Origin of the sequence: Flavobacterium frigoris (genome assembly GCF_900111075.1) — a bacterium.
Taxonomy (GTDB): Bacteria; Bacteroidota; Bacteroidia; order Flavobacteriales; family Flavobacteriaceae; genus Flavobacterium; species Flavobacterium frigoris.
The window spans coordinates 439,155-464,596 of the sequence record NZ_FOFZ01000001.1; the positions used below are offsets into that span (position 1 = coordinate 439,155).

Below are 25,442 nucleotides of genomic sequence, written 5' to 3' on the forward strand. Positions count from 1 at the left end.
AATTTATAACAAGACGGTTTTTGATTGAAGAGTATTTAAATTACTCTATTTCTGAAACTCTCATGGTGTTTACCATCCCTTTTTCTTTAATAGGCATTGCGGCTAAGTTGATCAGGAAATCTCCTTTAGTTACGTATCCTTTTTCTCTTGCAATTTCATTAACATCAGTTACCGTATCATCAGTACTTACAATTTTGTCATAGTAATATGATTTTACCCCCCATAACAAACTTAATTGTGTAACGATCCGTTTGTTTGATGTGAATACTAAAATATGTGCTGATGGTCTCCAAGCAGATATTTGAAATGCTGTATAACCACTATTTGTCAAAGTACAAATTGCTTTCGCTTTAATAGCATCGGCCATAATTGCTGCATGACGACAAATTGTTTTAGTGATAAAACGTTTTGTTTTAATTTGTGGTGTATTTTGTGGCACATGAATTAACGGAGAGTTTTCAACAGCTTTAATAATCTGTGTCATTTTCTCGATTACTTGTACTGGGTAATTTCCTGTAGCAGTTTCTCCAGAAAGCATTACCGCATCTGCACCGTCCATTACAGAGTTAGCAACATCATTTACTTCAGCTCTTGTAGGAGTCAAACTAGTAATCATAGTCTCCATCATTTGAGTAGCTACAATAACTGGGATTCGTGCCATTTTGGCTTTACGAATCAATTCTTTTTGAACTAATGGTACTTCATGTGCAGGAAGTTCCACTCCAAGATCACCACGCGCTACCATTAAGGCATCACAATAAGCAACAATCTTGTCTATGTTTTCTAATGCTTCCGGCATTTCTATTTTGGCAACAATCGGAATTTTATAATCAGAATGTTCAGCGATCAGATTTTGTAAATCTTTTAAATCTTGAGGTGTTTTTACAAAAGAAAGTGCAATCCAGTCTACTTTTTGTTCAATAGCAAAAATAGCATCAGCAATATCTTTTTCTGTCATTGCAGGAAGAGATATTTTTGTGTTAGGAAGATTAACTCCTTTTTTAGACTTCAATTCACCACCTTGTATTACTCTAGCAACTACCTCTGTATTTTTGTCTGTTTCTACAATTTCGAAAATTAGTTTTCCGTCATCCAATAAAATTCTTTCTCCCGGATTGACATCATTTGGAAAGTTTTTATATTTCATGAACACTTTTTGAGCTGTTCCAAGAATATCTTCTGCAGTCGTAAACGTAATTAAGTCACCGTCATGTACTACAACGCCTTCATTCATTACTCCTACACGAAGTTTTGGACCTTGTAAGTCGCCAAGTATTGCTGTAGTATATCCATACTCTTCATTAAGATCTCTAATGATTTTCATTTTTTCTTTGACATCAGCATAATCGGCATGAGAAAAATTAACTCTAAACACATTTACGCCTGCGTCAATCATATCTTTTATAATCTCTCTTGTGCTACATGCAGGTCCTAGTGTGGCTACAATTTTGGTTTTTTTGCTTGGAATCATTTGTATTAAAAAATTAAATTGTTTTTTGATTTTATTTGGTTAGTATCAACAGTATAAATTGCTGATATACTATCAATGGTATTTAATATTGTTTTTATTTTAGGTAGGTTCATCGTATCTTCAGTATTTTCAATTTTTAGAAAATAATCTGCCTTTTTAAATTCTGGAAGCAAGTACACTTTTGTAGAAATTTCCAGGGTTGTATTTGAAAATAAATTTTGGATAGCGTCTTTTTTTTGTTGCGTAACCTCATTTTTATTTTGAATCAAATTCCAGGAAATTGCATTTTCGGAATCATAATAATAAAATCTGGAAAATTTTGTCTCTCCTTCTTTTATATTGATTTGAACTTCATCCTTACTTTTACCTAAGTTTATGGGAAGCTTTTGGTTGATGAAATAGGCTAATCGATAATCCTCTAATGAAGTATGTATCGCAATAAGATGGTAATCTATTTCGTCAAATTCGCCAAGATCCAGTTTATGAATTGCCATTTGATGATAAAATAAGTTGTAAATATAGTGTATCCAAAGAAGTTATGATGCACTAATTCAGGATGTTTTGGTTAATTTACTAACGAAAACGTTATAGCTTTATGTAAATAGATTTTATTTTTTATCCATTTTTTCCTGTAATGCAAAATAGGTACGTTGAGATGCTTTTTCTTCTGCTTTCTTTTTTGAAGTAGCTCTTGCCTTTGCAATTACTTTACCGTCTATACTTAATTTTACCCCGAAGAAGCGTGTTCCGTCTATTCCGTTGTCTTCATAGATATCATAATGAAATATTTTTTTCTCTTTTTGACACCATTCGATAACAAGACTTTTGTAGCTAATTACTTTTCCTTCTAATCTGGAAATGTCCACATAAGGAATGATCACTCTTTTCTGAATGAATTTTTCACAGTAGCTATAGCCTCTGTCTAGGTAAATTGCACCTACTAACGATTCAAAGATGTTTCCGTGGATGTTTTCTCCAAAATGATGTACTGGAACTTTACTTTCGATAAACCGAATTAGATTTAAATCTTTTCCTAATTCATTTAAGTGTTCTCTACTAACAATTTTAGAACGCATTTTAGTAAGGTAGCCTTCGTCTCCAAGTGGTGCTTTATTAAATAAATGCGCTGCAATTACGGAGCTTAACATGGCATCTCCTAGAAATTCTAAGCGCTCGTAATTGACAGGAACCCCGTCTGAATTAAGTTTATTTGAAGAACGATGTGTGAACGCCTTTTTATAGTTGTCTAGATTTTTTGGAGGAAAACCTAAAATGACTTGTATAGAACCAAAAAAAATCCCGTCTTCTAGAGAACGGGATTTTGTAAATATTTTTTTTAGTATACTCATTTAAATTAGAAGTCTAATTTTTTAACTAACACACAAGCGTTGTGTCCACCAAAACCAAACGTATTGCTCATCACAACATTCATTTCTCTTTTTTGTGCAACATTAAAAGTGAAGTTCAGTTTAGGGTCAATATTTTCATCATCCGTAAAATGATTTATTGTTGGAGGTACTATTCCGTGTTTCATAGAAAGAATTGAGGATATAGTTTCAACAGCCCCAGCAGCGCCTAAAAGATGACCTGTCATGGATTTTGTTGAATTTAAATTCATTGTGTAAGCATGTTCGCCAAAAACATGTGTGATTGCTTTAGATTCCGCTAAATCTCCCAGCGGAGTTGAAGTACCGTGCATGTTAACACCATCAACATCTGTTGGTTTTAACCCTGCGTCTCTTAGGCAGTTTATCATTACGTTTTTAGCTCCTAAACCATCAGGGTGCGGTGCTGTAATATGATACGCATCAGCAGACATACCACCACCACCAATCTCGCAGTAGATAGTTGCGCCACGAGCGATTGCGTGTTCATACTCTTCAAGAATTAATGCTCCTGCACCTTCCCCTAAAACAAAGCCATCTCTGTCCTTGTCCATTGGTCTGGAAGCAGTTTGTGGGTCATCATTTCTTGTAGATAGTGCGTGCATCGCATTAAATCCACCCATACCTGCTATTGTTACTGCAGCTTCAGAACCTCCAGTTACCATTACATCTGCATGTCCTAATCTAATATAATTGAAGGCGTCAATAATTGCATTTGTAGAAGAAGCACACGCAGAAACAGTTGCGAAATTAGGGCCTCTAAAGCCGTATTTTATTGAAATATGACCACAAGCAATATCCGAAATCATTTTTGGAATAAAGAAAGGATTGAATTTTGGCGTACCGTCACCAGCAGCAAAGTTCAACATTTCTATTTGGAAAGTTTCCAATCCACCGATACCTGATCCCCAAATCACTCCTGCTCTGTCTTTATCCAGTTTATCAAAATCGAAACCGGCATCAGTTACTGCTTCTTCTGAAGCAACCATAGCATATTGTGCATAGCGGTCCATTTTTCTGGCTTCCTTTCTATCTAAAAAATCTTCAGCATTAAAGTTCTTTAGTTCGCATGCAAAATGTGTTCTAAATTTAGTAGGATCAAAATAAGTTATTGGGGCGGCTCCACTAACACCGTTAATAAGAGCATTCCAATATTCTTTAACATTATTTCCAATAGGAGTAAGAGCACCTAAACCTGTCACAACAACTCGCCTTAATACCATAACTTTTATATTTTGTTATCTTTAAACAAATAAAACCCATGCTTTCTTCATTGTATTAATATTACAAAAGAGCCATGGGTATTACAATAAATATTTTTTTGATTGAATATTGAAAATCAATCTTGAATTTAAATTTAAAAAAAATAATAACACCCGCATACGTGTAAGTAAGCGGGTGTTTAAATTATTATTTTTTAGCTTCTTCGATATAAGAAATAGCTTGACCTACAGTAGCAATGTTTTCTGCTTGATCATCTGGAATTTGAATGTCAAATTCTTTTTCGAATTCCATAATAAGCTCAACAGTGTCTAATGAATCAGCCCCTAAATCATTAGTGAAGCTTGCTTCTGTTACAACTTCGTTTTCGTCAACACCTAATTTGTCTACGATAATCGCTTTTACTCTTGATGCAATGTCTGACATAATCTTTAATTTTAGAATTTAATTTGTTGGCAAAAATAAAAAACTTTATTTTAAAACAACGAATAAGTTGATAAATGTATCAACTAAATTATAAAATAAATTTTAACAAAGACTTCCTAATGTTATTTATTTTCAATTTTTATCCCGTTTTTTGCGTTATTAAAATGAGGTTGATTATGAAAAAAATAGTTGTTTTTGCTTCTGGATCGGGTACTAATGCTGAAAATATTATAAAGTATTTTGCTTCTAGTGAAACCGGAACGGTGGTTACAGTTTTTACAAACAATGCAAGTGCCAAGGTAATTGAACGAGCAAAAAATAATCAAATACCAACAGAGGTTTTTTCGAAAGAAGAACTGTTTGAAAGTAAAGTACTACGTATATTAAATGCAATTGAACCAGATTTGATTGTTCTTGCTGGGTTTTTGTTGAAATTTCCTCAAAATATTATCGCTACCTATCCCAATAAAATTATAAATATACACCCCGCATTACTGCCCAAATATGGGGGCAAAGGAATGTATGGAATGAATGTGCATAAAGCAATTGTAGAGAATAGGGAAAAAGAAACCGGTATTACCATTCATTATGTGAATGAGCATTATGATGAAGGAGGGATTATTTTTCAAAAAAAGGTATTCTTAACTGGAAATGAAACGCCAGAAGACGTGGCTGAAAAAATTCATGAATTAGAGCAGGAATTTTTCCCTCAGGTCATCGCTGGCTTATTGAGATAACTATTTGAAGATTCATTTCTAATATTGCACAAATCTATTTTAACTATAATGAATTACGACGTACATATATATACAGATGGTGCTGCCAAAGGAAATCCTGGAAAAGGAGGCTATGGCGTTGTTATGGAAAGTGTGAAAGACGGTAAAACCTATAGAAAGGAATTTTTTGAAGGGTTTAGGCTAACTACTAATAATAGAATGGAGCTGTTAGCGGTGATAGTAGGTCTTGAAAAATTAAAAAATCCAAATACAAAAGTGCTTGTTGTTTCTGACTCAAAGTATGTTGTGGATTCAGTATTGAAGAAATGGGTTTTTGGTTGGGAGAAAAAAAGATTTTTAGATCGGAAAAATTCTGATTTATGGAAACGGCTGTTGATTATTTATCGAAAACACCAAGTTGATTTTAAGTGGATAAAAGGGCATAATAATCATCCGCAGAATGAACGTTGTGACGCCCTTGCTGTTATGGCTACCCAAAGCACTCCCTTGTCAATAGATGCTTTTTATGAGAAGGAAGAGGGAAAAGTTTTATGAAAACTTTGCGAGTTTGAAACTTTGCAATATTGTAACTTATGAACTATCTTTGCGCCTTAATTCGAAACTCAAAAAATGAACAAATTATTGATTGTTGGAACCGTTGCTTTCGACGCAATTGAAACTCCTTTTGGCAAGACAGATAAGATTTTAGGTGGAGCAGGTACTTATATAGGACTTTCGGCTTCTTTTTTTAATTTGCAATCGGCTATAGTTTCTGTAGTTGGAGATGATTTTCCACAAGAATATTTGGATTTACTATTGGAGAGGAATATTGATATTTCTGGTCTTGAAGTAGTTAAAGGCGGAAAAACCTTCTTTTGGAGCGGTCGTTACCATAACGATTTAAATTCAAGAGACACTTTAGATACGCAATTAAATGTTTTAGCTGATTTTCAACCTAAAGTTCCTGAAAACTATAAAAATGCTGATGTTGTAATGCTAGGAAACTTGCATCCATTAGTACAAAGCAGTGTTTTAGACCAAATGGAAACCAAGCCAAAATTAGTAGTTTTAGATACTATGAATTTTTGGATGGATTGTGCATTACCGGAATTGCTTGAGGTGATGAAACGTGTTGACGTAATTACGATTAATGATGAGGAGGCAAGACAACTTTCGGGAGAATACTCTCTTGTTAAGGCTGCAGCCAAAATTCAGTCTATGGGGCCTAAATATGTTGTAATTAAAAAAGGAGAACATGGTGCGTTATTGTTTCATGATCTTCAGGTTTTCTTTGCACCAGCTTTACCATTAGAAGAAGTTTTTGATCCAACAGGAGCGGGAGATACTTTTGCAGGTGGATTTGCAGGATTTATTACACAGAGTGAAAACGTGTCATTCGAAAACATGAAAAACGCCATTATTTATGGCTCAAATTTAGCTTCTTTTTGTGTAGAGAAATTTGGAACAGAAAGAATGATTGACTTGGAAAAGAATGAAGTAGTGTCAAGATTGAAACAATTCAAATCTTTAACACAATTTGATATAGAATTATAATGCCATAAAGCCTCGGAAACGGGGCTTTTTTGATTAATAGTCCCAGATGCTATTTGTAAGAATTTATTTTAGGAAACAACAACACAACAAACTACAATACGATGAGCGATGCTTTACAACATGAATGTGGGATAGCCTTAGTTAGACTACTTAAACCGCTTGAATTTTATAAAGAGAAATACGGGACTGCTTTCTACGGAATACAGAAAATGTATCTCCTAATGGAAAAGCAACACAACCGTGGACAAGATGGTGCTGGTTTTGCCAGTGTTAAACTTGATGTGGAACCAGGAGAAAGATATATTAGCCGAGTGCGATCCAATCATGCTCAACCCATTCAAGATGTTTTTGCTCAAATAAACGATAGAGTAAACGAAGAAATGGCTGCGCATCCTGAATATGCTGATAATGTGGCGCTTCAAAAAGCAAATATTCCATACATAGGCGAATTATTTTTAGGGCACGTTCGTTATGGAACATTTGGGAAAAATAGTATCGAGAGTGTTCATCCTTTCTTGCGTCAGAACAATTGGATGCATAGAAACCTGATATTAGCCGGGAATTTCAATATGACTAATGTAAAGGAGCTTTTTCAAAGTCTGGTTGAATTAGGTCAACATCCAAAAGAGATGGCAGATACGGTTACTGTAATGGAGAAAATAGGTCATTTTTTGGATGATGAAGTTACTGATTTGTATCAAGAGTGCAAAAACAATGGCTTGTCAAAAAGAGAGGCGTCTCCAGTTATTGCAGAAAAATTAGATGTTGCTAAAATATTGACTAGGGCCTCTAAAAATTTAGATGGAGGATATGCTATGGCGGGACTTTTGGGTCATGGTGATGCTTTTGTTTTTAGAGATCCGGCAGGAATTCGTCCAGCGTATTTTTATCAGGATGATGAAGTAGTTGTTGTCGCTTCAGAAAGACCAGTTATTCAAACTGTTTTTAATGTCCCTTTTGAAGCAGTACATGAAATAGATCCTGGAAAAGCATTAATAATCAAAAAAAATGGGACTGTTTCTATGGAAGAAATTCTTCCTCCAACAGTGAAGAAAGCCTGTTCTTTTGAAAGAATCTATTTCTCAAGAGGAAGCGATGCCGAAATATATCAAGAAAGAAAAACTTTAGGAAGGTTGATATTACCTGCAGTTCTTGAAGCAATTGATCAAGATACTGATAATACTGTCTTTTCCTACATACCAAATACGGCGGAAACGTCATTTTATGGTTTAGTAGAAGCCGCTCAGGATTTTTTAAATCAAAGAAAGAAAAATTACATTCTTGAAAATAGAGATAAATTAACTAAGGATTCTTTAGAAGAGCTGCTTTCAGTAAAGATTCGTACTGAGAAAGTAGCGATTAAAGACGCTAAATTACGAACGTTTATTACTGAAGACAGTAGTAGAGATGATCTAGTTGCCCATGTTTATGATGTGACCTATGGCGTTATTAAACCAACAGATAATTTAGTAATTATTGATGATAGTATCGTAAGAGGAACAACGTTAAAAATGAGTATCATCAAAATGATGGATCGTTTGAATCCAAAAAGTATTGTTGTCGTTTCCTCTGCACCACAAATAAGATATCCGGATTGTTACGGTATCGATATGGCTAAACTAGAAGGTTTAGTAGCTTTTAAAGCAGCTTTAGAATTACTTAAAGAGAGAAACTTACATCATATTGTAGATGAAGTCTATTTAAAATGTAAAGCGCAGGAAAATTTTAAAGACCATGACGTAGTAAATTACGTTACGGCTATTTATGAACCATTCCAGCCGCAAGAAGTTTCAGATAAAATTGCAGAAATGTTAAGTTCTGCGGAGATCAAGGCTGAAGTGAAAATTATATTTCAAACAGTTGAAGATTTACATATTGCTTGTCCAAAAAACCTTGGAGATTGGTACTTTACAGGCGATTACCCTACTCCAGGTGGTAACCGAGTAGTGAATAAAGCTTTTATGAATTTCTATGAAGGAAAAGATGCTAGAGCGTATTAATTTCATTAAGTGTAGTTAAACGTTTTTATCAGTTATTCATCTAAAATTTTTGCCAGAATATTTCATTTGGGTTAGATTTGGCTCACCATAAAATTAGTAGGTTAAGTTTATGGTAGATTTGGGGCAAAAAAGGTGGAAGTAATTCCACCTTTTTTATTGGAGAAGAATTGAGATAAAAAAGCAGTTAATTTCAGAAATGGAAAGTAACTGCTTTTTTATTTAGTATAACAGGATTTATATGTTTTGGCTTAGACATTTCAAAATGTTAACTATTTAGGACGCTGTTCTTTTTATAATTGAAGATAAAAACTTAGTGTTCAGCGGTTTGTCGTTTTTATGCGTTGTTCATCTTAAAAAGTTGCGGACAGTGTTTTTTTGACTTAAATTTATATCACCATAAAATTAGTAGGTTAAGTTTGTGGTAGATTTGGGGCAAAAAAGGTGGAAGCAATTCCACCTTTTTTATTTAAAAATAGACATAACAGGATTTATATGTTTTGGTTTAGGCATTCCAAAATATTAACTATTTAGGATGTTGTTCGTTTTAAAATTGAAGTTAAAAACTTATTAATCAGTAGTTTATCGTTTTAATATGTTGTTCATCTTAAAAAGTTGCAGACAGTATTTTTTTGACTTAAATTTATATCACCATAAAATTAGTAGGTTAAGTTTATGGTAGATTTGGGGCAAAAAGGGTGGAAGAGATTCCACCTTTTTTATTGGAATAAAGTCAAGAGATAGTAAGTTAGAGAGCAGCGGTAAAAAAGCCATAAAAAAAGTCGTATCAACTATATAGTTCATACGACTTTTTTATTTCTAAAGTTAATTAAAGCCAGTTACGCGATTCGTAGATCCTAACTTCTAACCTTTTTATTATTTTTCAGATGCAAATCTTCGAGATACTTCTGTCCAGTTAATTACATTAAAGAAAGCTTCAATATAATCAGGTCTTCTATTTTGGTAATGCAAATAATAAGCATGTTCCCACACGTCCATTCCTAAGATTGGAGTTCCACCACATCCTACTCCAGGCATTAGTGGATTGTCTTGATTAGGTGTTCCACAAACATCTAGTTTACCACCTTTATGAACACATAGCCAAGCCCAACCTGAACCAAACTGAGTCGCTCCCGCTTTGCTGAATTTTGCTTTAAATTCTTCAAAAGAACCAAAAGCCGCTTCAATCGCAGTAAGTAAATCTCCATTTGGAAGTCCGCCTCCATTTGGAGTCATTACATTCCAATAAAGATCGTGGTTGTAAAATCCTCCACCATTGTTACGAACGGCAGCATTTTTCATATCGAGGTTAATCAAGATGTTTTCGATAGTCTTACCTTCCATATCTGTACCTGCGATTGCTGTATTAAGATTGGTAGTATAAGCGTTATGATGCTTCGAATGATGAATTTCCATTGTACGTGCATCGATATAAGGTTCTAATGCGTCATACGCATAAGGTAATTGAGGTAATTCAAAAGCCATGATATATTTGTTTAATGATTTATAAAAATTTTATTCAAATTTAAACATTTAACTTTGTAATTGGAAATTCTATTTACCTATTATAACATTTATTTAATTGATAGTGTCATTTTTTTCGATGATTATCAGTCTTTAAGCAGATTGAAATGCCTGCCATGTTAAAATGAGAATGGTATAGAAAGGTTGTTTCGGTCCAATGATAACTCGTATATTTCTTCGTTTGGAAACAGATTAATTTTTAGTTTAATTAATCTGTGAATGATAATTTGTCGTAACGGATTCAAGCATTCGATTAAATTCAGAACATTAGGATTGTGCCATCGCCATACATACAATACTAATTCTTGCACCTGGAATTTTCAATAATGATCTGGAACACGCCTCTAATGTAGCTCCAGTGGTGATAACATCGTCAATAAGGAGATAGTGTTTGTCGTGATCTTTTTCATTGAATGAAACATCAAAAACAGTATCAATTCCTTCGGTTCGACCCAACAGATTTTTTTTCGATTGTGTTTTAGAATAAACTGTTCGAAACAATAAGTCATGATTGTAAGGTATATTGAGTTGCTCTGAAAGTGCCAATCCAAAAGTGGTTACCTGATTATAACCTCTTTCTTTAAATTTCCGCTTATGCAAAGGAACTGGGATGATGACATCTGCTGTTTTTAGGATGCTGCTTTCTTTTAAATCGCCGACATACCAGTATCCTAAAACTGTTCCTATTTCTTCATGGCCTTTGTATTTTAATTTATGAATCAGTTCTTGTACGATTCCTTTCTTATGGAAATAAAGAAAGGCAGAGGCATATTCTAATGGAATTCGGCCATAAAATTTTTTGAAAGCTTCATTTTCAGGAGTTAAATGATGGTTTGTTAAAGGAATATGATGTCTACAAAGCGTACATATTACTTTTTCATTTGTCATTAAAAACGAGTTACATCCACTGCATACGGGGGGAAAGAATAGATTTAGAAGATATTTAAACATTTAATTGCTAATTTATTTATAAAAATATGAAAATGAATGCTTCAAACTTCAGCTATTTTTCTTTTTTTAAGTTCACTTTTTATATTTTTGCAGTATGGCAAAACAAGAAGACATATTTAAGAATGTAATTTCGCATGCAAAAGAGTACGGATTTATTTTTCCGTCAAGCGAAATATACGATGGTTTAAGTGCAGTTTATGATTATGCGCAAAACGGAGTAGAGTTAAAAAAGAACATCCGCGAATATTGGTGGAAAGCAATGGTTCAGTTGAATGAGAATATTGTAGGTCTTGATGCCTCAATATTAATGCATCCGACAACTTGGAAAGCTTCTGGCCACGTAGATGCCTTTAATGATCCGTTAATTGACAATAAAGATTCTAAAAGAAGATATAGAGCCGATGTTCTGATTGAAGATTATGCTGAAAAGCTTAATATTAAAGCAATCAAAGAAGTCGAAAAAGCAAAAACTCGTTTTGGTGATGCTTTCAATGAACAGGAATTTGTAACTACAAATCCTAGGGTGATGGAATATAAAGCTAGAGAAAGAGAAATCCTGGAGCGTTTAGGGCGTTCATTAGGAAATGAAGATTTAGAGGATGTAAAAGCATTAATTGAAGAGTTAGAAATAGCTTGTCCTGAAACCGGTTCTCGTAATTGGACAGAGGTAAGACAGTTTAATCTAATGTTTGGAACAAAATTAGGTGCATCAGCAGATACTGCAATGGATTTGTATTTGCGTCCTGAAACTGCTCAAGGTATTTTTGTCAATTTTCTAAATGTGCAAAAATCAGGAAGAATGAAAGTTCCTTTTGGAATTGCTCAAACAGGGAAAGCATTTAGAAATGAAATTGTAGCGAGACAGTTTATCTTCCGTATGCGTGAATTTGAACAAATGGAAATGCAATTTTTTGTTCGTCCAGGAGATGAAATGAAACATTATGAATTCTGGAAAGAAGCGCGATTGAAATGGCATTTGTCTCTAGGTTTAGGGAAAGAAAATTACCGTTTCCATGACCACGAAAAACTAGCTCATTATGCTAATGCAGCGGCTGATATAGAGTTTAATTTTCCTTTTGGATTCAAAGAATTGGAAGGAATTCACTCTCGTACGGATTTCGATTTAAAAGCACACGAGAAATTCTCAGGTAGAAAATTACAATATTTTGATGCTGAATTGAATCAGAATTATGTTCCTTATGTAGTGGAAACATCGGTAGGCTTAGACAGAATGTTCTTGGCTGTTTTTGCAACTTCTTTAAAAGAAGAAACTTTAGAAGATGGTTCAACACGAACAGTCTTGAAATTACCGTCAGTACTTGCGCCTACGAAAGCAGTAGTTTTACCATTGGTTAAAAAAGATGGTTTACCTGAAATAGCGCATAAAATTGTTGAAGACTTAAAATGGGATTTCAATGTAGGATACGATGAGAAAGATGCGGTAGGTCGTCGATATAGAAGACAAGATGCTTTAGGAACTCCATTTTGTATTACAGTGGACCATCAAACGATAGAAGATCAAACCGTAACGATTCGTCATCGCGATACGATGAAACAAGATCGAGTTAAAATTTCGGACTTGAATTCGATTATCGAAAATGAAGTGTCGATGAAAAATTGGTTGATGAAAATGTAACAAACTGCTTTATAGTGTATAAAAAGGCTTTCCGATTCGGAAAGCCTTTTGTTTTTAAATGTATATTTCATTAATAAAGAGGTTTATTACGAGTCACGAAAACACGTTTTTTATCGGATTTATTTGCATTTCGTCGTGTTTTGTAAGCGTTACGAACAGCTTATTAGCATCATGCGCTAATGCGTACTGAAACATGTATTTTTATTTTGTTAAATAACAGGAACTAATTAATTAATTTTTATTTACTTAGTTTTCCCAAACTACCATAGATTTTATTTTTTTTGACGTAGTAGCTGCTGTAAGCATCTAATTAATAAGCCTAACAATTTAGGAACTGCTATAAATGAACTATTCGTACATTATTATTGACGATGATCAAGAAAGTGTTTTGAAAACAAAAGCCATGGCTGATCGTTTTTCGAAGCTTGACTTCGTAGCTTCGGCAAATAGTTATGAAGAAGGCCTAAATCTTATATTAGAACATATTCCCCAATTGATTTTTCTCGAAATTGATCCTTATGATAAAGAAAGTAAGTTGTCGTTGATGTTTATCGATGAATTGCACCGGTATCTGAAAGTAATCCCTAAAATTATTATTACCACTTCCAAGAAGGATTTAGCTTACGAAGCAATCCAATATGATGTTATAGGTTATATCTTAAAGCCTGTGGCTCGTATCGATTTTATAAAGTCAATATTAAAGTTAAATAAATTGAAAGCTGATCGAGCGCTTTTTTTTGCAGAGCCAGCTACTCTTGATGATAAAGCTATGTTTACAGCGCAGCATGAAGCTCTCGTTAATAAATTACCTCTGGTATTGTGCATTAAATCGTATGGTGATCACAGATATATTGACTCTAGAGATATTTGTTACTTGCAAGCGGATAATAATTCTACAGATATCCACTTGACTGGAGGCGAAATGATTACTGCTTTTAAGACATTAAAACATTTTGAAGCCATATTGTCTTACCCATTTGCACGAATTCATAATAGCTATATTGTTAACTCGCGGTACATTTCTAGAATCCACACGGGAAATGCAGTTTGTTATATTAAAAACAAGACAACGAAAATTCCTTTTTCGAAATCGTATAGGGTCAATATTGACCTTATAATCTCTGAAATTTCTAGCGGAAACTATTTAGAAATTTAAAAAAAACTGCCATTCACCACGATTTGGTTGTCACTCACTATCAAACAACGGTACTCTACAATATACTCTTTTTTTTGTAATAAAAATAGAAAGCCCTTGTGTACTTTTACATTGTAATAACTTACAAATCAATTTATTACAGGAGTTTTAAAACAAAAAATAACAAAAAAATCCCCAAATCATGAAAAAATCAATCTTAACAATCGGACTATTCTCTTTAGTAATGATTTTAACATCTTTTACTACACCTGAGACAAATAATACAAATATTATTGGAGGGACAGCTACGTCATCTGGAAATATGAAATTAGATATTATTGGAGGGACGGCTACATCATCCGGAAATATGAAACTAGACATTATTGGAGGAACAGCTACTTCATCTGGTAATATGAAATTGGATATAATAGGCGGAACAGCTACATCGTCTGGTAACATGAAATTAGACTGATTATAATTTAATTTTATAAATAATATTAAGGCTATCAATTATTTGATAGCCTTTTTTTATGTCAATAGTTTTATTTTAGTATTTTTGATAAAATTCAAATGTAACTATTGAAAAGTAAATACTTCATATTCCTAATATTGCTTTTATCGTTTGTTATTTTTGGTTGCTCCCAAAAAAAAGCAAAAAGTATCCCTATTACTTCATCAGAAGACAGTCTCTCTATTTATTTTTCATTAGCAAATGATTTAAGTCAGCCTTTGCAAAATAGACAAGAAAATAACCACAAAGCTTTTGAAATAGTTGCAAATCACGAAAATGACTCATTAAACCGTGTAAATTTATTTAAAGTTGCCAATCGATACTATAACATTAATAATTTGAAGGATTTTAATAAAACGGTTCATTTAGTTTTAGAGAAGTCAGAAAACGTAAAAGATACATTACATATAACAAAAGCATATAACTATTTAGGGGATTATTATGATTCTCAAGGAGTTTTAGACAGTGCATTTCTATTTTATTATAAAGCTGAAAAGATTTTTGTAAAACTTGGGGATAATTTTAACATCGGTAAATCCCTAATCCATAAAGCAACATTACAATATAAAGCAGGAGATTTTTTAGGATCTGAAAAATCTGTTTTCAGTGTTTTAAGAATAATTAAAGGAGAAAAACAAGTAAATAATATTTTATATGATGCTTACAATCTTTTAGGAATCATTTATGGTGAGCTAGGTGAATATGAAAATGCAATTTCATATCATAATAAAGCATTGCTAATTAGTGGCGATCAATCAATCCCTGAAGAATTTCAGTCTAAAGCCATGACGTATAACAATATTGGGTTTCTGTATCTCAATAAACAAAAATATTCGTTGGCAAAGAAATATTTTCAAAAAGGATTAGAGCAAAAAAAATTGATTCAAAAACCTGGATTATATGCCATGCTATTGGATAACTTGGCTTATTCTAAATTTAAATTGAATGAATCGGAAGTGTTACCTAAATTATTTTATCAATCGTTAAAAGTTAGGGATAGTTTGAAATTGACTTCGGGAATATTTATCAATAAAATTCATTTGTCTGAATATTTTGTTTCTAAAAGTGATACAGTTAAAGCAGTAGAGTATTCTAAAGAAGCACTTTTACTTGCTAGGCGTACTAATATTTCACGAGATATTTTAGTAGCCCTTAAGCAATTATCTATAATAGAACCTGAAAAAGCATCTTTCTATTCTAAGGAATATATCCGTATTAATGAAGAGTTACAAAAAGAAGAGCGTAAAATGGGAGAGAAGTTCTCTCGCATTGAATATGAAACGGATGAAATTAAAGGACAAAACTCGAGTTTAGAACTTCAAAATAGGAATTTAGTGTATATTTTTAGTTTTGTAACGATCTTAGGTCTATTTCTGTATATTATCAAAGACCAAAAAACTCGAAACAGAGTTCTTTTATACAAGCAGCAGCAACAAAAAGCGAATGAGGATATTTATAATTTAATGATATCTCAGCAAAACAGCATAGAATCCAGTAGAGTTGAAGAGAAAAAAAGAGTAGCTCAAGAATTACATGACGGTGTTTTAGGGAGGATGTTTGGTATTCGTATGAATTTAGACGGCTTAAATGGATTTCAGGACGAAATGGCTATCAATCAACGGAGTAGTTATTTAAATGAATTAAAGAATATAGAACAAGATATTCGTGAAATTTCACATGATTTAAACAAGGAAAAATCAGAATTAATTAATAACTTCGTTGCCATCGTCGACAATCTCTTTGAAGAACAAAGGAAAACGTTTCCTTCTAAATTAATTTCAAATATTGATAGGACTATAAAATGGGAATTGATAGAGAATTCTGTCAAGATTAATTTATACCGTATCATGCAGGAATCGCTTCAGAATATTAATAAATATGCCAATGCGAATACTATTAGGATAGAATTGAAGAAGAAGGATGACAATTTATCTCTTGTGATTAGTGATAATGGCGTCGGATTCAATACAAAAATAAAAAAGAAGGGAATTGGGATTCAAAATATGCTTACTCGAATAAATGAGTGCAACGGTGAATTTCATATTACTTCAAAAAAAGATGAAGGTACAATCATTACCATTATCATTCCAATAGAACAAAGTTTAAAACCTACAAAAAATGACAATTGAATCAGCTGCTACAACGACTGTAAAAAGTAATATACTTATTGTCGATGATCACCCTTTTATCATACAGGGTTATAAGAATGCAATTACAAGATATAAACCTAACAAATATGAGTTTTTTATAACTGAAGCCAAAGACTGCGAATCAGCTTACAATGTAATTACAAATCCTGACAGTGTAGTTTTTGATATTGCTTTTTTAGACATTAGCATGCCACCTTATGAGGATAAAGCTATTTATTCAGGTGAAGATTTGGCAAAATTGATTTTAGAATTCATGCCAAATTGCAAAATTATCTTGCTTACCATGTTTACTGAGTTTTTAAAGATAAAAACGATCATAAAGAATATTAATCCTCATGGATTAGTTATAAAAAATGACTTAACATTTGATGAGCTGTTATTTGCCTTCGATAAAGTGATAAAAAACGAAACGTATTACAGTCAAAGCGTTATTAAAATGTTAGAGTCACAAGAGCATAGTATCGAAATTGATTTGTTTGACAAACAAATTTTATTTCATTTGTCTAAAGGAACAAAAGCCAAAGACATGCCGCAATATATTCCAATATCTTTAAATGCAATCGAAGTACGAAAGTTGAATCTGAAAGAATTGTTGAAAGTAGTTGAAGGAAGTGATGTCGATTTGGTTCGCGAAGCAAGAAACATAGGATTGTTATTTTAACGGTCTGACAAGTAGTAAAAAACGGCATTTATAAATTTATAAATGCCGTTTTTGTTTTTTATTCAGTCATAGCATCCCAGCCACGTGCTTTTAGAGGGATTTTAGTATTCGCCCTCGTGATTAGATGTATTCCTTCGCTTTCCTGCGTCATGTGACCAATGATAGAGAAGTTAGGGTTTCCTTTAATTTTATCAAAATCTTCCATCGCAATGGTGAAAAGCAATTCATAATCTTCACCACCGTTTATCGCTACTGTGGTAGAATCGATGTCGAATTCTTCACAAACATTAATCAACTGTGGGTCCAGTGGTAATTTATCTTCGTATAAATTACAACCTACATTGGACTGCTTGCATAAATGCATAATTTCCGATGACAATCCATCTGAAATGTCAATCATTGCTGTTGGTTTTATTTCCAAAGCATGCAATAAGGTACGAACGTCTTTTCTAGCTTCTGGCTTCAGTTGACGCTCTATTAAATAAGTATAAGCATCTAAATCAGGTTGCGAATTTGGGTTTACTTGAAAAACTTGCTTTTCACGCTCTAAAACTTGTAGTCCCATATAAGCTGCACCAATGTCGCCAGTAACCACTAATAAGTCAGTTTGTTTGGCGCCATTTCTATAGACAACCTCGGCTTCATCTGCTTCGCCAATAACTGTTATGCTGATGATTAATCCTTTTTGTGATGAAGTAGTGTCTCCACCAATAACATCTACTTTATATTCATTACAAGCATGTGTAATTCCAGCAAATAATTCGTCTAGTGCTTCCAATGGGAAACGATTTGAAACGGCAATTGAAACTGTAATTTGCGTAGCCTTTGCATTCATCGCACAAATATCAGAAATATTGGTAGTTACCGCTTTATAACCTAGATGTTTCAAAGGCATATAGGCCAAATCAAAATGAACGCCTTCTACCAGTATATCTGTAGAAATAATGACTTTCTTGTCCTTAAAGTCTAGCACTGCAGCGTCATCACCAATTCCCTTTAAAGTCGAAGGTTGGATGATTTCAAAGTTTTTTGTTAGGTGATCAATCAATGCGAATTCTCCTAATTGAGCAATACTAGTACGTTGTGGGGTTTTATCTTCAATCATATTTTTAAGTTTGTTTTTCTGTACGAGATTCTAAAGCAGTCCAGAGTTTGCAAAGGTACAAAGGTTTTGTCTAATTAATTCGGGATTAATCAGCTGAAAAGAAGTAGTAGGATCCCAACATATGAGATTTGAATATTTTTTCGCATCTTTAGAGTAGTAAAATTGAACAAAATGAAAGTATTTGATATTGTTACCATAACGGTAAATCCGGCATTAGATAAAAGTACTCACTTTAAAGGATTAGTTGCAGAGCAAAAGATTAGATGCGCAACTCCTCGTTATGACGCTGGTGGAGGGGGAATAAATGTTTCTAAGGCAATCGCTAGATTAGGAGGGGAATCATTAGCTGTTTTTACATCGGGAGGAGCTACCGGAAAAATTCTTGAAGATTTAGTAAAAAAAGAATCTATTGCTTATCATGCGATTGAAGTAGAAACATGGACCAGAGAAAGCTTTGTAGCTGTTGATGATAATACGAACTCGCAATACCGATTTGGTTTTACTGGAGGGGAAATCTCAACAAATGAAGAAAGCAAGTTGTTAGAAACGATCTCTACTATCCACTCTAGGTTTATCGTGGCAAGCGGTAGTTTAAATGAAGGTTTGTCTACTGATTTTTATCAAAAAATTGCTAAAATTGCAAAGAAATCAAATTCGAAACTAATAGTAGATACCTCAGGGGAAGCGTTAAAAAAAGTACTAGAAACAGGAGTTTATTTAATTAAACCTAATGTAGGGGAGTTAGCCAAGCTAATAGGGGTAGAAAAACTAGAAATGGAGGAGGTGAATGCAGCTGCAAAACAAATCATTGCAAGCGGTGGAGCTCAAATTGTGGTTGTTTCTCTGGGGCCTCAAGGTGCTGTATTAGTTACCAAAGATTCTTATGATTACGTTCCTGCTCCAAATGTTGCTAAAAAAAGTACCGTAGGTGCCGGAGACAGCATGGTGGGTGGAATGACTTGGGCGCTAGCTCAAAACAAACCGCTGAAAGAAGTAATTCGTTGGGGAGTTGCCTGCGGTAGTGCTGCTACAATGAATGAAGGCACTCAGTTATTTAAATTTGAAGATGCTAAAAGGTTGTTTGAGTGGTTAAAGGATAAATAAGAGTCCCTAACCCCCGAAGGGGGAACAAAGTTGAGGAGTATAAAAAAACCTGACAATTTTTACATCATCAGGTTTCTCAATATTGTAATTCTCCGCCGCGGCGGAGCTAGAGGGATTTAATCATTCAATTTCAATACAGCCATAAAAGCTTCTTGAGGAATTTCAACATTCCCAACCAATCTCATACGTTTTTTACCTTTTTTCTGTTTTTCTAATAGTTTACGTTTACGAGAAATATCTCCACCATAACATTTGGCAGTAACATCTTTACGTAACGCTTTTATCGTTTCACGAGAGATTACTTTCACACCAATAGCAGCTTGAACCGGAATATCAAATTGTTGTCTTGGAATCAATTCCTTCAACTTCTCACACATCTTTTTACCTATCGAGTAGGCGTTATCTGTATGCATTAATGATGACAAAGCATCCACAATAGTAGCATTCAATAAAATATCTACTTTTACCAAACTAGAAGTTCTCATTCCAATGGGCGTATAATCAAACGAAGCATAACCTTTAGAAACGGTTTTCAAACGGTCATAAAAGTCAAATACAATCTCAGCCAAAGGCATGTCAAAAGTCAATTCAACTCTTTCTGTAGTCAAATAGGTTTGATTAGTAATCAATCCACGTTTTTCGATACACAAGCTCATTACATTCCCAACATAATCAGACTTGGTAATGATAGTTGCTTTAATAAATGGCTCTTCAACATGGTCTAAACGGGACGGCTCAGGTAAGTCTGAAGGGTTGTTTACAATCAAAATAGTGTTTGGATCCTTTTTGGTGAAGGCGTGGTAGGAAACGTTAGGGACAGTTGTGATAACCGTCATGTTAAACTCTCTTTCCAGGCGCTCTTGAATAATCTCCATGTGCAGCATTCCAAGGAATCCACAACGGAAACCAAAACCTAATGCTGCTGAACTTTCCGGTAAAAACACAAGTGAAGCATCGTTCAATTGCAGTTTTTCCATAGAGTTTCTCAATTCCTCATAGTCTTCCGTATCCACGGGGTAGATTCCTGCAAAAACCATTGGTTTTACATCTTCAAAACCCTTAATTATATTTGTTGTTGGTGTTTTCGCATCGGTCAACGTATCACCTACTTTTACTTCTTTAGCTTCTTTAATTCCTGAAATTAGATATCCAACATCACCTGCTGAAATCATTTGCTTTGGAACTTGGTTTAACTTCAAAGTACCAATTTCATCTGCAAAATATTCATTTCCGGTAGCCATGAATTTAATCTTCTGCCCTTTTTTTATCTGCCCGTTTTTCACACGGAAAATAACTTCAATTCCACGGAATGGGTTATAGTGAGAATCAAAAATCAAAGCCTGTAATGGTTCATCAATATTTCCTGATGGAGGAGGTATTTTTTCGATTATTGCAGCCAAAATATTTTCGACACCAAAACCAGTTTTACCTGAAGCATGAATAATATCTTCTAATTTACATCCCAGTAAATCAATAATATCATCACTTACTTCCTCAGGATTAGCACTCGGTAAATCCACTTTATTTAAAACCGGAATAATTTCCAAGTCATTTTCTAAAGCCAAATACAAGTTAGAGATCGTTTGTGCTTGAATGCTTTGAGCCGCATCTACAATCAAAAGTGCCCCTTCACAAGCGGCAATAGATCGAGAAACTTCATAGGAGAAATCCACGTGACCAGGAGTGTCAATAAGGTTTAGGATATATTCTTCTCCTTTATAGGTGTATTCCATTTGAATCGCGTGACTCTTAATTGTAATCCCACGTTCGCGTTCCAAGTCCATGTTGTCAAGCAATTGTGCTTTTTCTTGACGCGCAGTAACAGTTTGCGTAGCGCCAAGTAAACGGTCAGCAAGCGTGCTTTTACCGTGGTCAATATGTGCAATAATGCAGAAATTCCTTATTTTTTTCATCTTATCCATCTGTCAATTTTATTTTTGGCTTACCCTGAAGTTATTTCTGGGCTTGTTCACCGTGGCGAACGGACTTTTTATTACAATCTTGCGTGACAATCTCACAAATACAAGGGTTTTCGCTGAAGTCCCGCATTCAAACTCATCTTTGAGGTAATTTACCTGACAGCCACTGGCTGTCGTCCTTTTAATTTCAAATCTCACGCATTCGTACACCGCGACCATTAATCTGCAAAGATAGTTTAAATTCAACAGTTTCAAAGTCCCAAATCGCAAACTAATGAGTTAAGTAATAAGTCTTTCATCGTTGCTATTTCATGCTTTGATCAAAAAAGCGTAATTTTGCACAAAATTGAAGCAGATGATTAAGATTGGCAACATAGAATTACCGGATTTTCCTTTACTTCTTGCTCCTATGGAGGATGTGAGCGACCCACCTTTTCGCAGGTTGTGTAAGATGCACGGTGCCGATATGATGTACTCAGAATTTATTTCCTCCGAAGGGCTAATTCGTGACGCTATAAAAAGCCGAATGAAATTAGATATCTTCGATTATGAAAGACCTGTTGGTATTCAGATTTTTGGAGGTGATGAAGAAGCTATGGCGTTGTCTTCTAAAATCGTTTCTACGGTAAATCCAGATATTATTGATATTAACTTTGGTTGTCCTGTAAAAAAAGTAGTTTGCAAAGGTGCTGGTGCCGGAGTATTAAAAGATGTCGATTTAATGATTCGATTGACTCAAGCTGTTATCGATAGTACGCATTTACCAGTAACGGTAAAAACCCGTTTGGGTTGGGATGATAATTCTATTAATATCGATGAGGTTGCAGAGCGTTTGCAAGATATTGGAGTTGCGGCATTAAGTATTCATGCGCGTACAAGAGCTCAAATGTACAAAGGTCATTCTGACTGGTCGCACATTGCCCGAGTAAAAAATAACCCAAGAATTACGATGCCTATTTTTGGTAACGGAGATATTGACAGCCCTGAAAAAGCATTACAATATAAAAATGAATACGGTATTGACGGAATCATGATTGGTCGTGCCGCAATTGGTTACCCTTGGATTTTTAACGAAATCAAACATTATTTCAATACTGGGGAGCATTTAGCAAAACCAACAGTTGTAGATAGAGTTGAAGCAGTGCGCAATCACCTTACATGGGCAATGGAATGGAAAGGTGAAAGACTCGGTATTGTAGAAACAAGACCTCACTATACGAATTATTTTAAAGGAATCCATTCATTCAAGCCATTCAAACAACAGTTAGTTACACAGGATAATCCTGCCGAGTTATTCGCTATTCTAAATACTATAGAGCAAGCGTATGCTGCTTACGAGGTAATTTAAAACTATTTTTTTTATTTAGTAGAATAAATACTACATTCGCAAAAATTTGTAAAATGAGAAAGTATGTTATTCTGGGTTTTGTTAGCATAAGTTTTTTTTCGAAAGCGCAACATCAGGTATCGGTAGAGGAGAGTTTGAATAGTGTTCAATTAGGCTTACTGAGTCTGAGTTATCAGAATGAAGTTAAATTGGAACGAACAATGACACTTAGAAGCGAAATAGGGCTAATTAGCGGATATTCTATAAAAGAAAGTGCTGATGGTCAAAAAGAAAAATCGTATGTGATAGTTCCTTTTATAAATGTTGAGCCACGTTGGTATTATAATTTAGACAGACGAAGCCGTTTGGGAAAAGATACTAAAAATAATTGTGCTAATTATTTTTCATTGTTAACATCTTTTGCTTCATCAGGAACGGCTTTAGTAAATACTAAGGACTTTGAAACAGCTCCAACTCTTTCTATAATTCCAGAATATGGTTTAAGAAGAGCTATTGGTAAACATTTTTTTACAGAGTATTCTGCGGGTATTGGATACAGGCATAATTTTTTAAAAAAAGAATATTTTTATACTGTAGATGAAAATGAGATATTTTTTGATTTTCAATTCAAAGTAGGGTATATTTTCTAAAAAAATAAACAAACTATTCCAACAAATTTTTACTCACTCGACTACTCGCAATCAGCGAAGCGATAAAACCAAGGGTCACAATCGTTCCCATAACAATCAGTACATTTTCGAGTGTAAAAACCACTGGGTAAGCTAGTGTTGGTGTAATCATCACGAGCTGAAAATGCTGTTGTAATAATACAATTGCAATTCCTAAAAGAAGCCCGATAATTCCACCAAAAAGACTCAGTAAAGTTCCTTGTAGTAAAAATATTTTACGTAAATCTTTGATTTCTGTTCCCAGATTAAAAAGCGTTTTTAGATTTCCTTTTTTGTCCAGAATCATCATGATCAGTGCGCCAATAAGATTAAACAGCGCTACCACGATAACCAAAGTAAAAATTAAATACACAGCAATATTTTCTGTATTCAACATTTTATACAAGGCTTCGTTAAGCTGAGCTCTGTTTTTTACCGTGATTTTATTATTGAAAATAGTCTGCAGTTTCTCGATAATTGCATCTTCATCAGCGTCCTTTTTTTCTTTGATCTCAATTCCTGAAATCTGATTGGTTTTGTATTCCAATAATTCTTGGGCCAGACCCAAATCCGCAAAAACGTATTTAGAATCAAGATCTTCACTTATGGCATAAATGCCTACAGGAAAAACATCGGTTTTATTAAAAGCTTGTGCAGGATTTGTAATGGCTCCTTTTCCGGGTTTAGGAACTAATACTTCTAGTTGTTTATTAAAATCAAGTAAACCCATGGAGAATTTCTGAGCAATTCCATAACCTACAACAACCTGATAAGTATCAGGCTCAATCCACTGTCCGTTATACAATGTTTTCTTAATGTCGTTTACTTTGCTGAAATTGGTGTCAACCCCTTTCAAATAGGTAACGACCTGCTTGTCATCAAAAACAAACAAAACGCGTTCTTCTATAATTTTACTATAGGAAACCACGCCTTCTATTTTCTTGATTTCAGCTTCTTGTTCCGGCGAAATAAAAAATGATTTCCCCAGAGTGCTGCTTATTTTTATATCGGGATCAATGTCGTTCGTAAACGAAAGACTAAATACTTTCAGCCCGCTAAAAACAGATAATACCACAAACAAAGCCATGGCGCCAACAATGATTCCCATACTCGCAATGCGATTGATGATATTTATGGCATTGTTTTTACTGTTACTTCGAATGTAACGTTTGGCTATGTAAAGGGGGAAATTCAAATTATATTAGCTTGCGTTTCTCTAGAAGATCTCTATTTTCAATAGGATTATCTTTACTTGCTAAAGCGTTGTCAATTTTTTCAATGTAGTCTAAAGAGTCATCAATAAAGAAAACCAAATTAGGCACTTTTCTCAATTGCAAACGTACTCTTTGTGATAAATCATGTTTTATTGTTTTAGAATTCGACTTAACAGCCTCTAAAATTTCTTTTGCTTTATCCTGAGGAAAAACACTTAAATGAACCGTCGCCACAGATAAATCTGAAGTAACAACAACCTTGGATACCGAAATAATTAAATTACTTACTCCGTTTTTTCTCACTTCACCTTGTAGGATATCAACCAAATCTTTTTGGATCACCCCACCTATTTTTTTCTGTCTATTTGTTTCCATAGTGCAAAAATACTACTTTTAAACATTAAACAAACAATTTTTAAAAGCAACCTATTATTTAAACTGTTTTTTAGAAGCTTTTTCCTGCTGTACACTCTATCTTTCCTGTCTCGTCTAAAAAGACGAGACAGGAAAGGACGCCGTTTCCATCAGGGCTAGGGTGTAGGATTAGTGATGAATTCAGAAAGTTTAAAAACAATTAGAATATCGTTTTTATTGAAAATAAAAATGATGTTCGTGCACAAATAATAATGAAAAAAAGCAGTAAGTTGGAAGATAATGTTAGACTAGAAATCCAGAAAATCTAAAACAATCAGAATATCGTTTTTGTTGAAAATAAAAATGAAGTTCCTGCACAAAATAGTAATGAAAAAAAGCAGTAGGTTGGAAGA

General features: G+C 34.0%; 23 protein-coding genes. 12 read left to right on the top strand and 11 right to left on the bottom strand.

What is annotated here, in order from left to right; all coding sequences use genetic code 11:
* Positions 1-40: 40 nt before the first annotated feature.
* From pyk to BMW63_RS01850, 5 genes are all read right to left on the bottom strand, one after another.
* Positions 41-1,471, bottom strand: a complete 1,431-nt coding sequence (pyk, locus tag BMW63_RS01830) for a pyruvate kinase (RefSeq protein ID WP_074720643.1) — start codon at positions 1,469-1,471, stop codon at positions 41-43.
* A gap of 5 nt (positions 1,472-1,476) precedes the next feature.
* On the bottom strand, positions 1,477-1,965 hold the full coding sequence (locus BMW63_RS01835; protein WP_074720645.1) for an IPExxxVDY family protein: 489 nt from the start codon (positions 1,963-1,965) through the stop codon (positions 1,477-1,479).
* Between the two features lie 114 nt (positions 1,966-2,079).
* A complete protein-coding gene (locus BMW63_RS01840) occupies positions 2,080-2,820 on the bottom strand; it encodes a ribonuclease III family protein (protein ID WP_074720647.1) in 741 nt (246 codons plus the stop codon).
* Between the two features lie 5 nt (positions 2,821-2,825).
* On the bottom strand, positions 2,826-4,079 hold the full coding sequence (gene fabF, locus BMW63_RS01845; RefSeq protein WP_074720649.1) for a beta-ketoacyl-ACP synthase II: 1,254 nt from the start codon (positions 4,077-4,079) through the stop codon (positions 2,826-2,828).
* Positions 4,080-4,266: 187 nt separating this feature from the next.
* The gene (locus BMW63_RS01850; protein WP_007137004.1) at positions 4,267-4,503 is read right to left on the bottom strand and encodes an acyl carrier protein; all 237 of its coding nucleotides are present in this window, start codon (positions 4,501-4,503) and stop codon (positions 4,267-4,269) included.
* A 176-nt stretch (positions 4,504-4,679) separates the two neighbouring features.
* On the opposite strand from BMW63_RS01850, the gene purN reads away from it, so the two are divergent.
* The 4 genes from purN to BMW63_RS01870 all read left to right on the top strand — a co-directional run bounded on the left by purN (position 4,680) and on the right by BMW63_RS01870 (position 8,773).
* A complete protein-coding gene (gene purN / locus BMW63_RS01855; RefSeq protein ID WP_074720651.1) occupies positions 4,680-5,240 on the top strand; it encodes a phosphoribosylglycinamide formyltransferase in 561 nt (186 codons plus the stop codon).
* Positions 5,241-5,288: 48 nt separating this feature from the next.
* Entirely contained in the window at positions 5,289-5,774 is a 486-nt protein-coding gene (gene rnhA / locus BMW63_RS01860) for a ribonuclease HI (RefSeq protein ID WP_074720653.1), read from the top strand.
* A 75-nt stretch (positions 5,775-5,849) separates the two neighbouring features.
* Complete coding sequence (locus BMW63_RS01865; protein ID WP_074720655.1) at positions 5,850-6,773, top strand: PfkB family carbohydrate kinase; 924 nt, start codon at positions 5,850-5,852, stop codon at positions 6,771-6,773.
* A gap of 101 nt (positions 6,774-6,874) precedes the next feature.
* Complete coding sequence (locus BMW63_RS01870; RefSeq protein ID WP_074720657.1) at positions 6,875-8,773, top strand: amidophosphoribosyltransferase; 1,899 nt, start codon at positions 6,875-6,877, stop codon at positions 8,771-8,773.
* 873 nt (positions 8,774-9,646) lie between these two features.
* Here BMW63_RS01870 and BMW63_RS01875 read toward each other — a convergent pair.
* Both BMW63_RS01875 and BMW63_RS01880 read right to left on the bottom strand, forming a co-directional pair.
* A complete protein-coding gene (locus BMW63_RS01875; RefSeq protein WP_074720659.1) occupies positions 9,647-10,255 on the bottom strand; it encodes a superoxide dismutase in 609 nt (202 codons plus the stop codon).
* A 306-nt stretch (positions 10,256-10,561) separates the two neighbouring features.
* Positions 10,562-11,182, bottom strand: coding sequence for a ComF family protein (locus BMW63_RS01880; RefSeq protein WP_083380328.1), 621 nt, complete (start codon positions 11,180-11,182; stop codon positions 10,562-10,564).
* Positions 11,183-11,339: 157 nt separating this feature from the next.
* On the opposite strand from BMW63_RS01880, the gene BMW63_RS01885 reads away from it, so the two are divergent.
* The 5 genes from BMW63_RS01885 (at position 11,340) to BMW63_RS01905 (ending at position 17,338) form a co-directional block, all read left to right on the top strand.
* Positions 11,340-12,881 (top strand): glycine--tRNA ligase, encoded by a 1,542-nt coding sequence (locus BMW63_RS01885; RefSeq protein WP_074720663.1) that lies wholly within the window; start codon positions 11,340-11,342, stop codon positions 12,879-12,881.
* Between the two features lie 343 nt (positions 12,882-13,224).
* Positions 13,225-14,037 (top strand): LytR/AlgR family response regulator transcription factor, encoded by an 813-nt coding sequence (locus BMW63_RS01890; RefSeq protein ID WP_074720665.1) that lies wholly within the window; start codon positions 13,225-13,227, stop codon positions 14,035-14,037.
* A gap of 181 nt (positions 14,038-14,218) precedes the next feature.
* Entirely contained in the window at positions 14,219-14,488 is a 270-nt protein-coding gene (locus BMW63_RS01895) for a 3-oxoacyl-ACP reductase (protein ID WP_074720667.1), read from the top strand.
* A gap of 107 nt (positions 14,489-14,595) precedes the next feature.
* Positions 14,596-16,656, top strand: a complete 2,061-nt coding sequence (locus tag BMW63_RS01900; protein ID WP_083380329.1) for a tetratricopeptide repeat-containing sensor histidine kinase — start codon at positions 14,596-14,598, stop codon at positions 16,654-16,656.
* Positions 16,646-17,338 carry a response regulator gene (locus BMW63_RS01905; protein WP_074720671.1) on the top strand — a complete coding sequence of 231 codons (693 nt, stop codon included), beginning with the start codon at positions 16,646-16,648 and terminating at the stop codon, positions 17,336-17,338. Before BMW63_RS01900 ends, BMW63_RS01905 begins: the two co-directional genes overlap by 11 nt.
* A 58-nt stretch (positions 17,339-17,396) precedes the next feature.
* Here BMW63_RS01905 and thiL read toward each other — a convergent pair whose 3' ends face one another.
* A complete protein-coding gene (thiL, locus tag BMW63_RS01910) occupies positions 17,397-18,443 on the bottom strand; it encodes a thiamine-phosphate kinase (protein WP_074720673.1) in 1,047 nt (348 codons plus the stop codon).
* A 171-nt stretch (positions 18,444-18,614) separates the two neighbouring features.
* Here thiL and BMW63_RS01915 point away from each other — a divergent pair, with 171 nt between their 5' ends.
* Positions 18,615-19,547: a 1-phosphofructokinase family hexose kinase gene (locus BMW63_RS01915; protein ID WP_074720675.1), complete on the top strand. Its 933-nt coding sequence runs from the start codon at positions 18,615-18,617 to the stop codon at positions 19,545-19,547.
* Positions 19,548-19,663: 116 nt separating this feature from the next.
* Here the strand turns inward: BMW63_RS01915 and lepA are convergent, their stop codons facing one another.
* Entirely contained in the window at positions 19,664-21,460 is a 1,797-nt protein-coding gene (lepA, locus tag BMW63_RS01920; RefSeq protein WP_074721142.1) for a translation elongation factor 4, read from the bottom strand.
* 361 nt (positions 21,461-21,821) lie between these two features.
* On the opposite strand from lepA, the gene dusB reads away from it, so the two are divergent.
* Positions 21,822-22,814 carry a tRNA dihydrouridine synthase DusB gene (dusB, locus tag BMW63_RS01925; protein ID WP_074720677.1) on the top strand — a complete coding sequence of 331 codons (993 nt, stop codon included), beginning with the start codon at positions 21,822-21,824 and terminating at the stop codon, positions 22,812-22,814.
* Between the two features lie 53 nt (positions 22,815-22,867).
* The gene (locus tag BMW63_RS01930; RefSeq protein WP_074720679.1) at positions 22,868-23,443 is read left to right on the top strand and encodes a hypothetical protein; all 576 of its coding nucleotides are present in this window, start codon (positions 22,868-22,870) and stop codon (positions 23,441-23,443) included.
* A gap of 13 nt (positions 23,444-23,456) precedes the next feature.
* On the opposite strand, the gene BMW63_RS01935 is transcribed toward BMW63_RS01930, so the two are convergent.
* Together BMW63_RS01935 and rbfA are read right to left on the bottom strand one after the other, a co-directional pair.
* Positions 23,457-24,656: an ABC transporter permease gene (locus BMW63_RS01935; protein WP_074720681.1), complete on the bottom strand. Its 1,200-nt coding sequence runs from the start codon at positions 24,654-24,656 to the stop codon at positions 23,457-23,459.
* Between the two features lies 1 nt (position 24,657).
* A complete protein-coding gene (gene rbfA, locus BMW63_RS01940; RefSeq protein WP_074720684.1) occupies positions 24,658-25,050 on the bottom strand; it encodes a 30S ribosome-binding factor RbfA in 393 nt (130 codons plus the stop codon).
* Between the last annotated feature and the right edge of the window lie 392 nt (positions 25,051-25,442).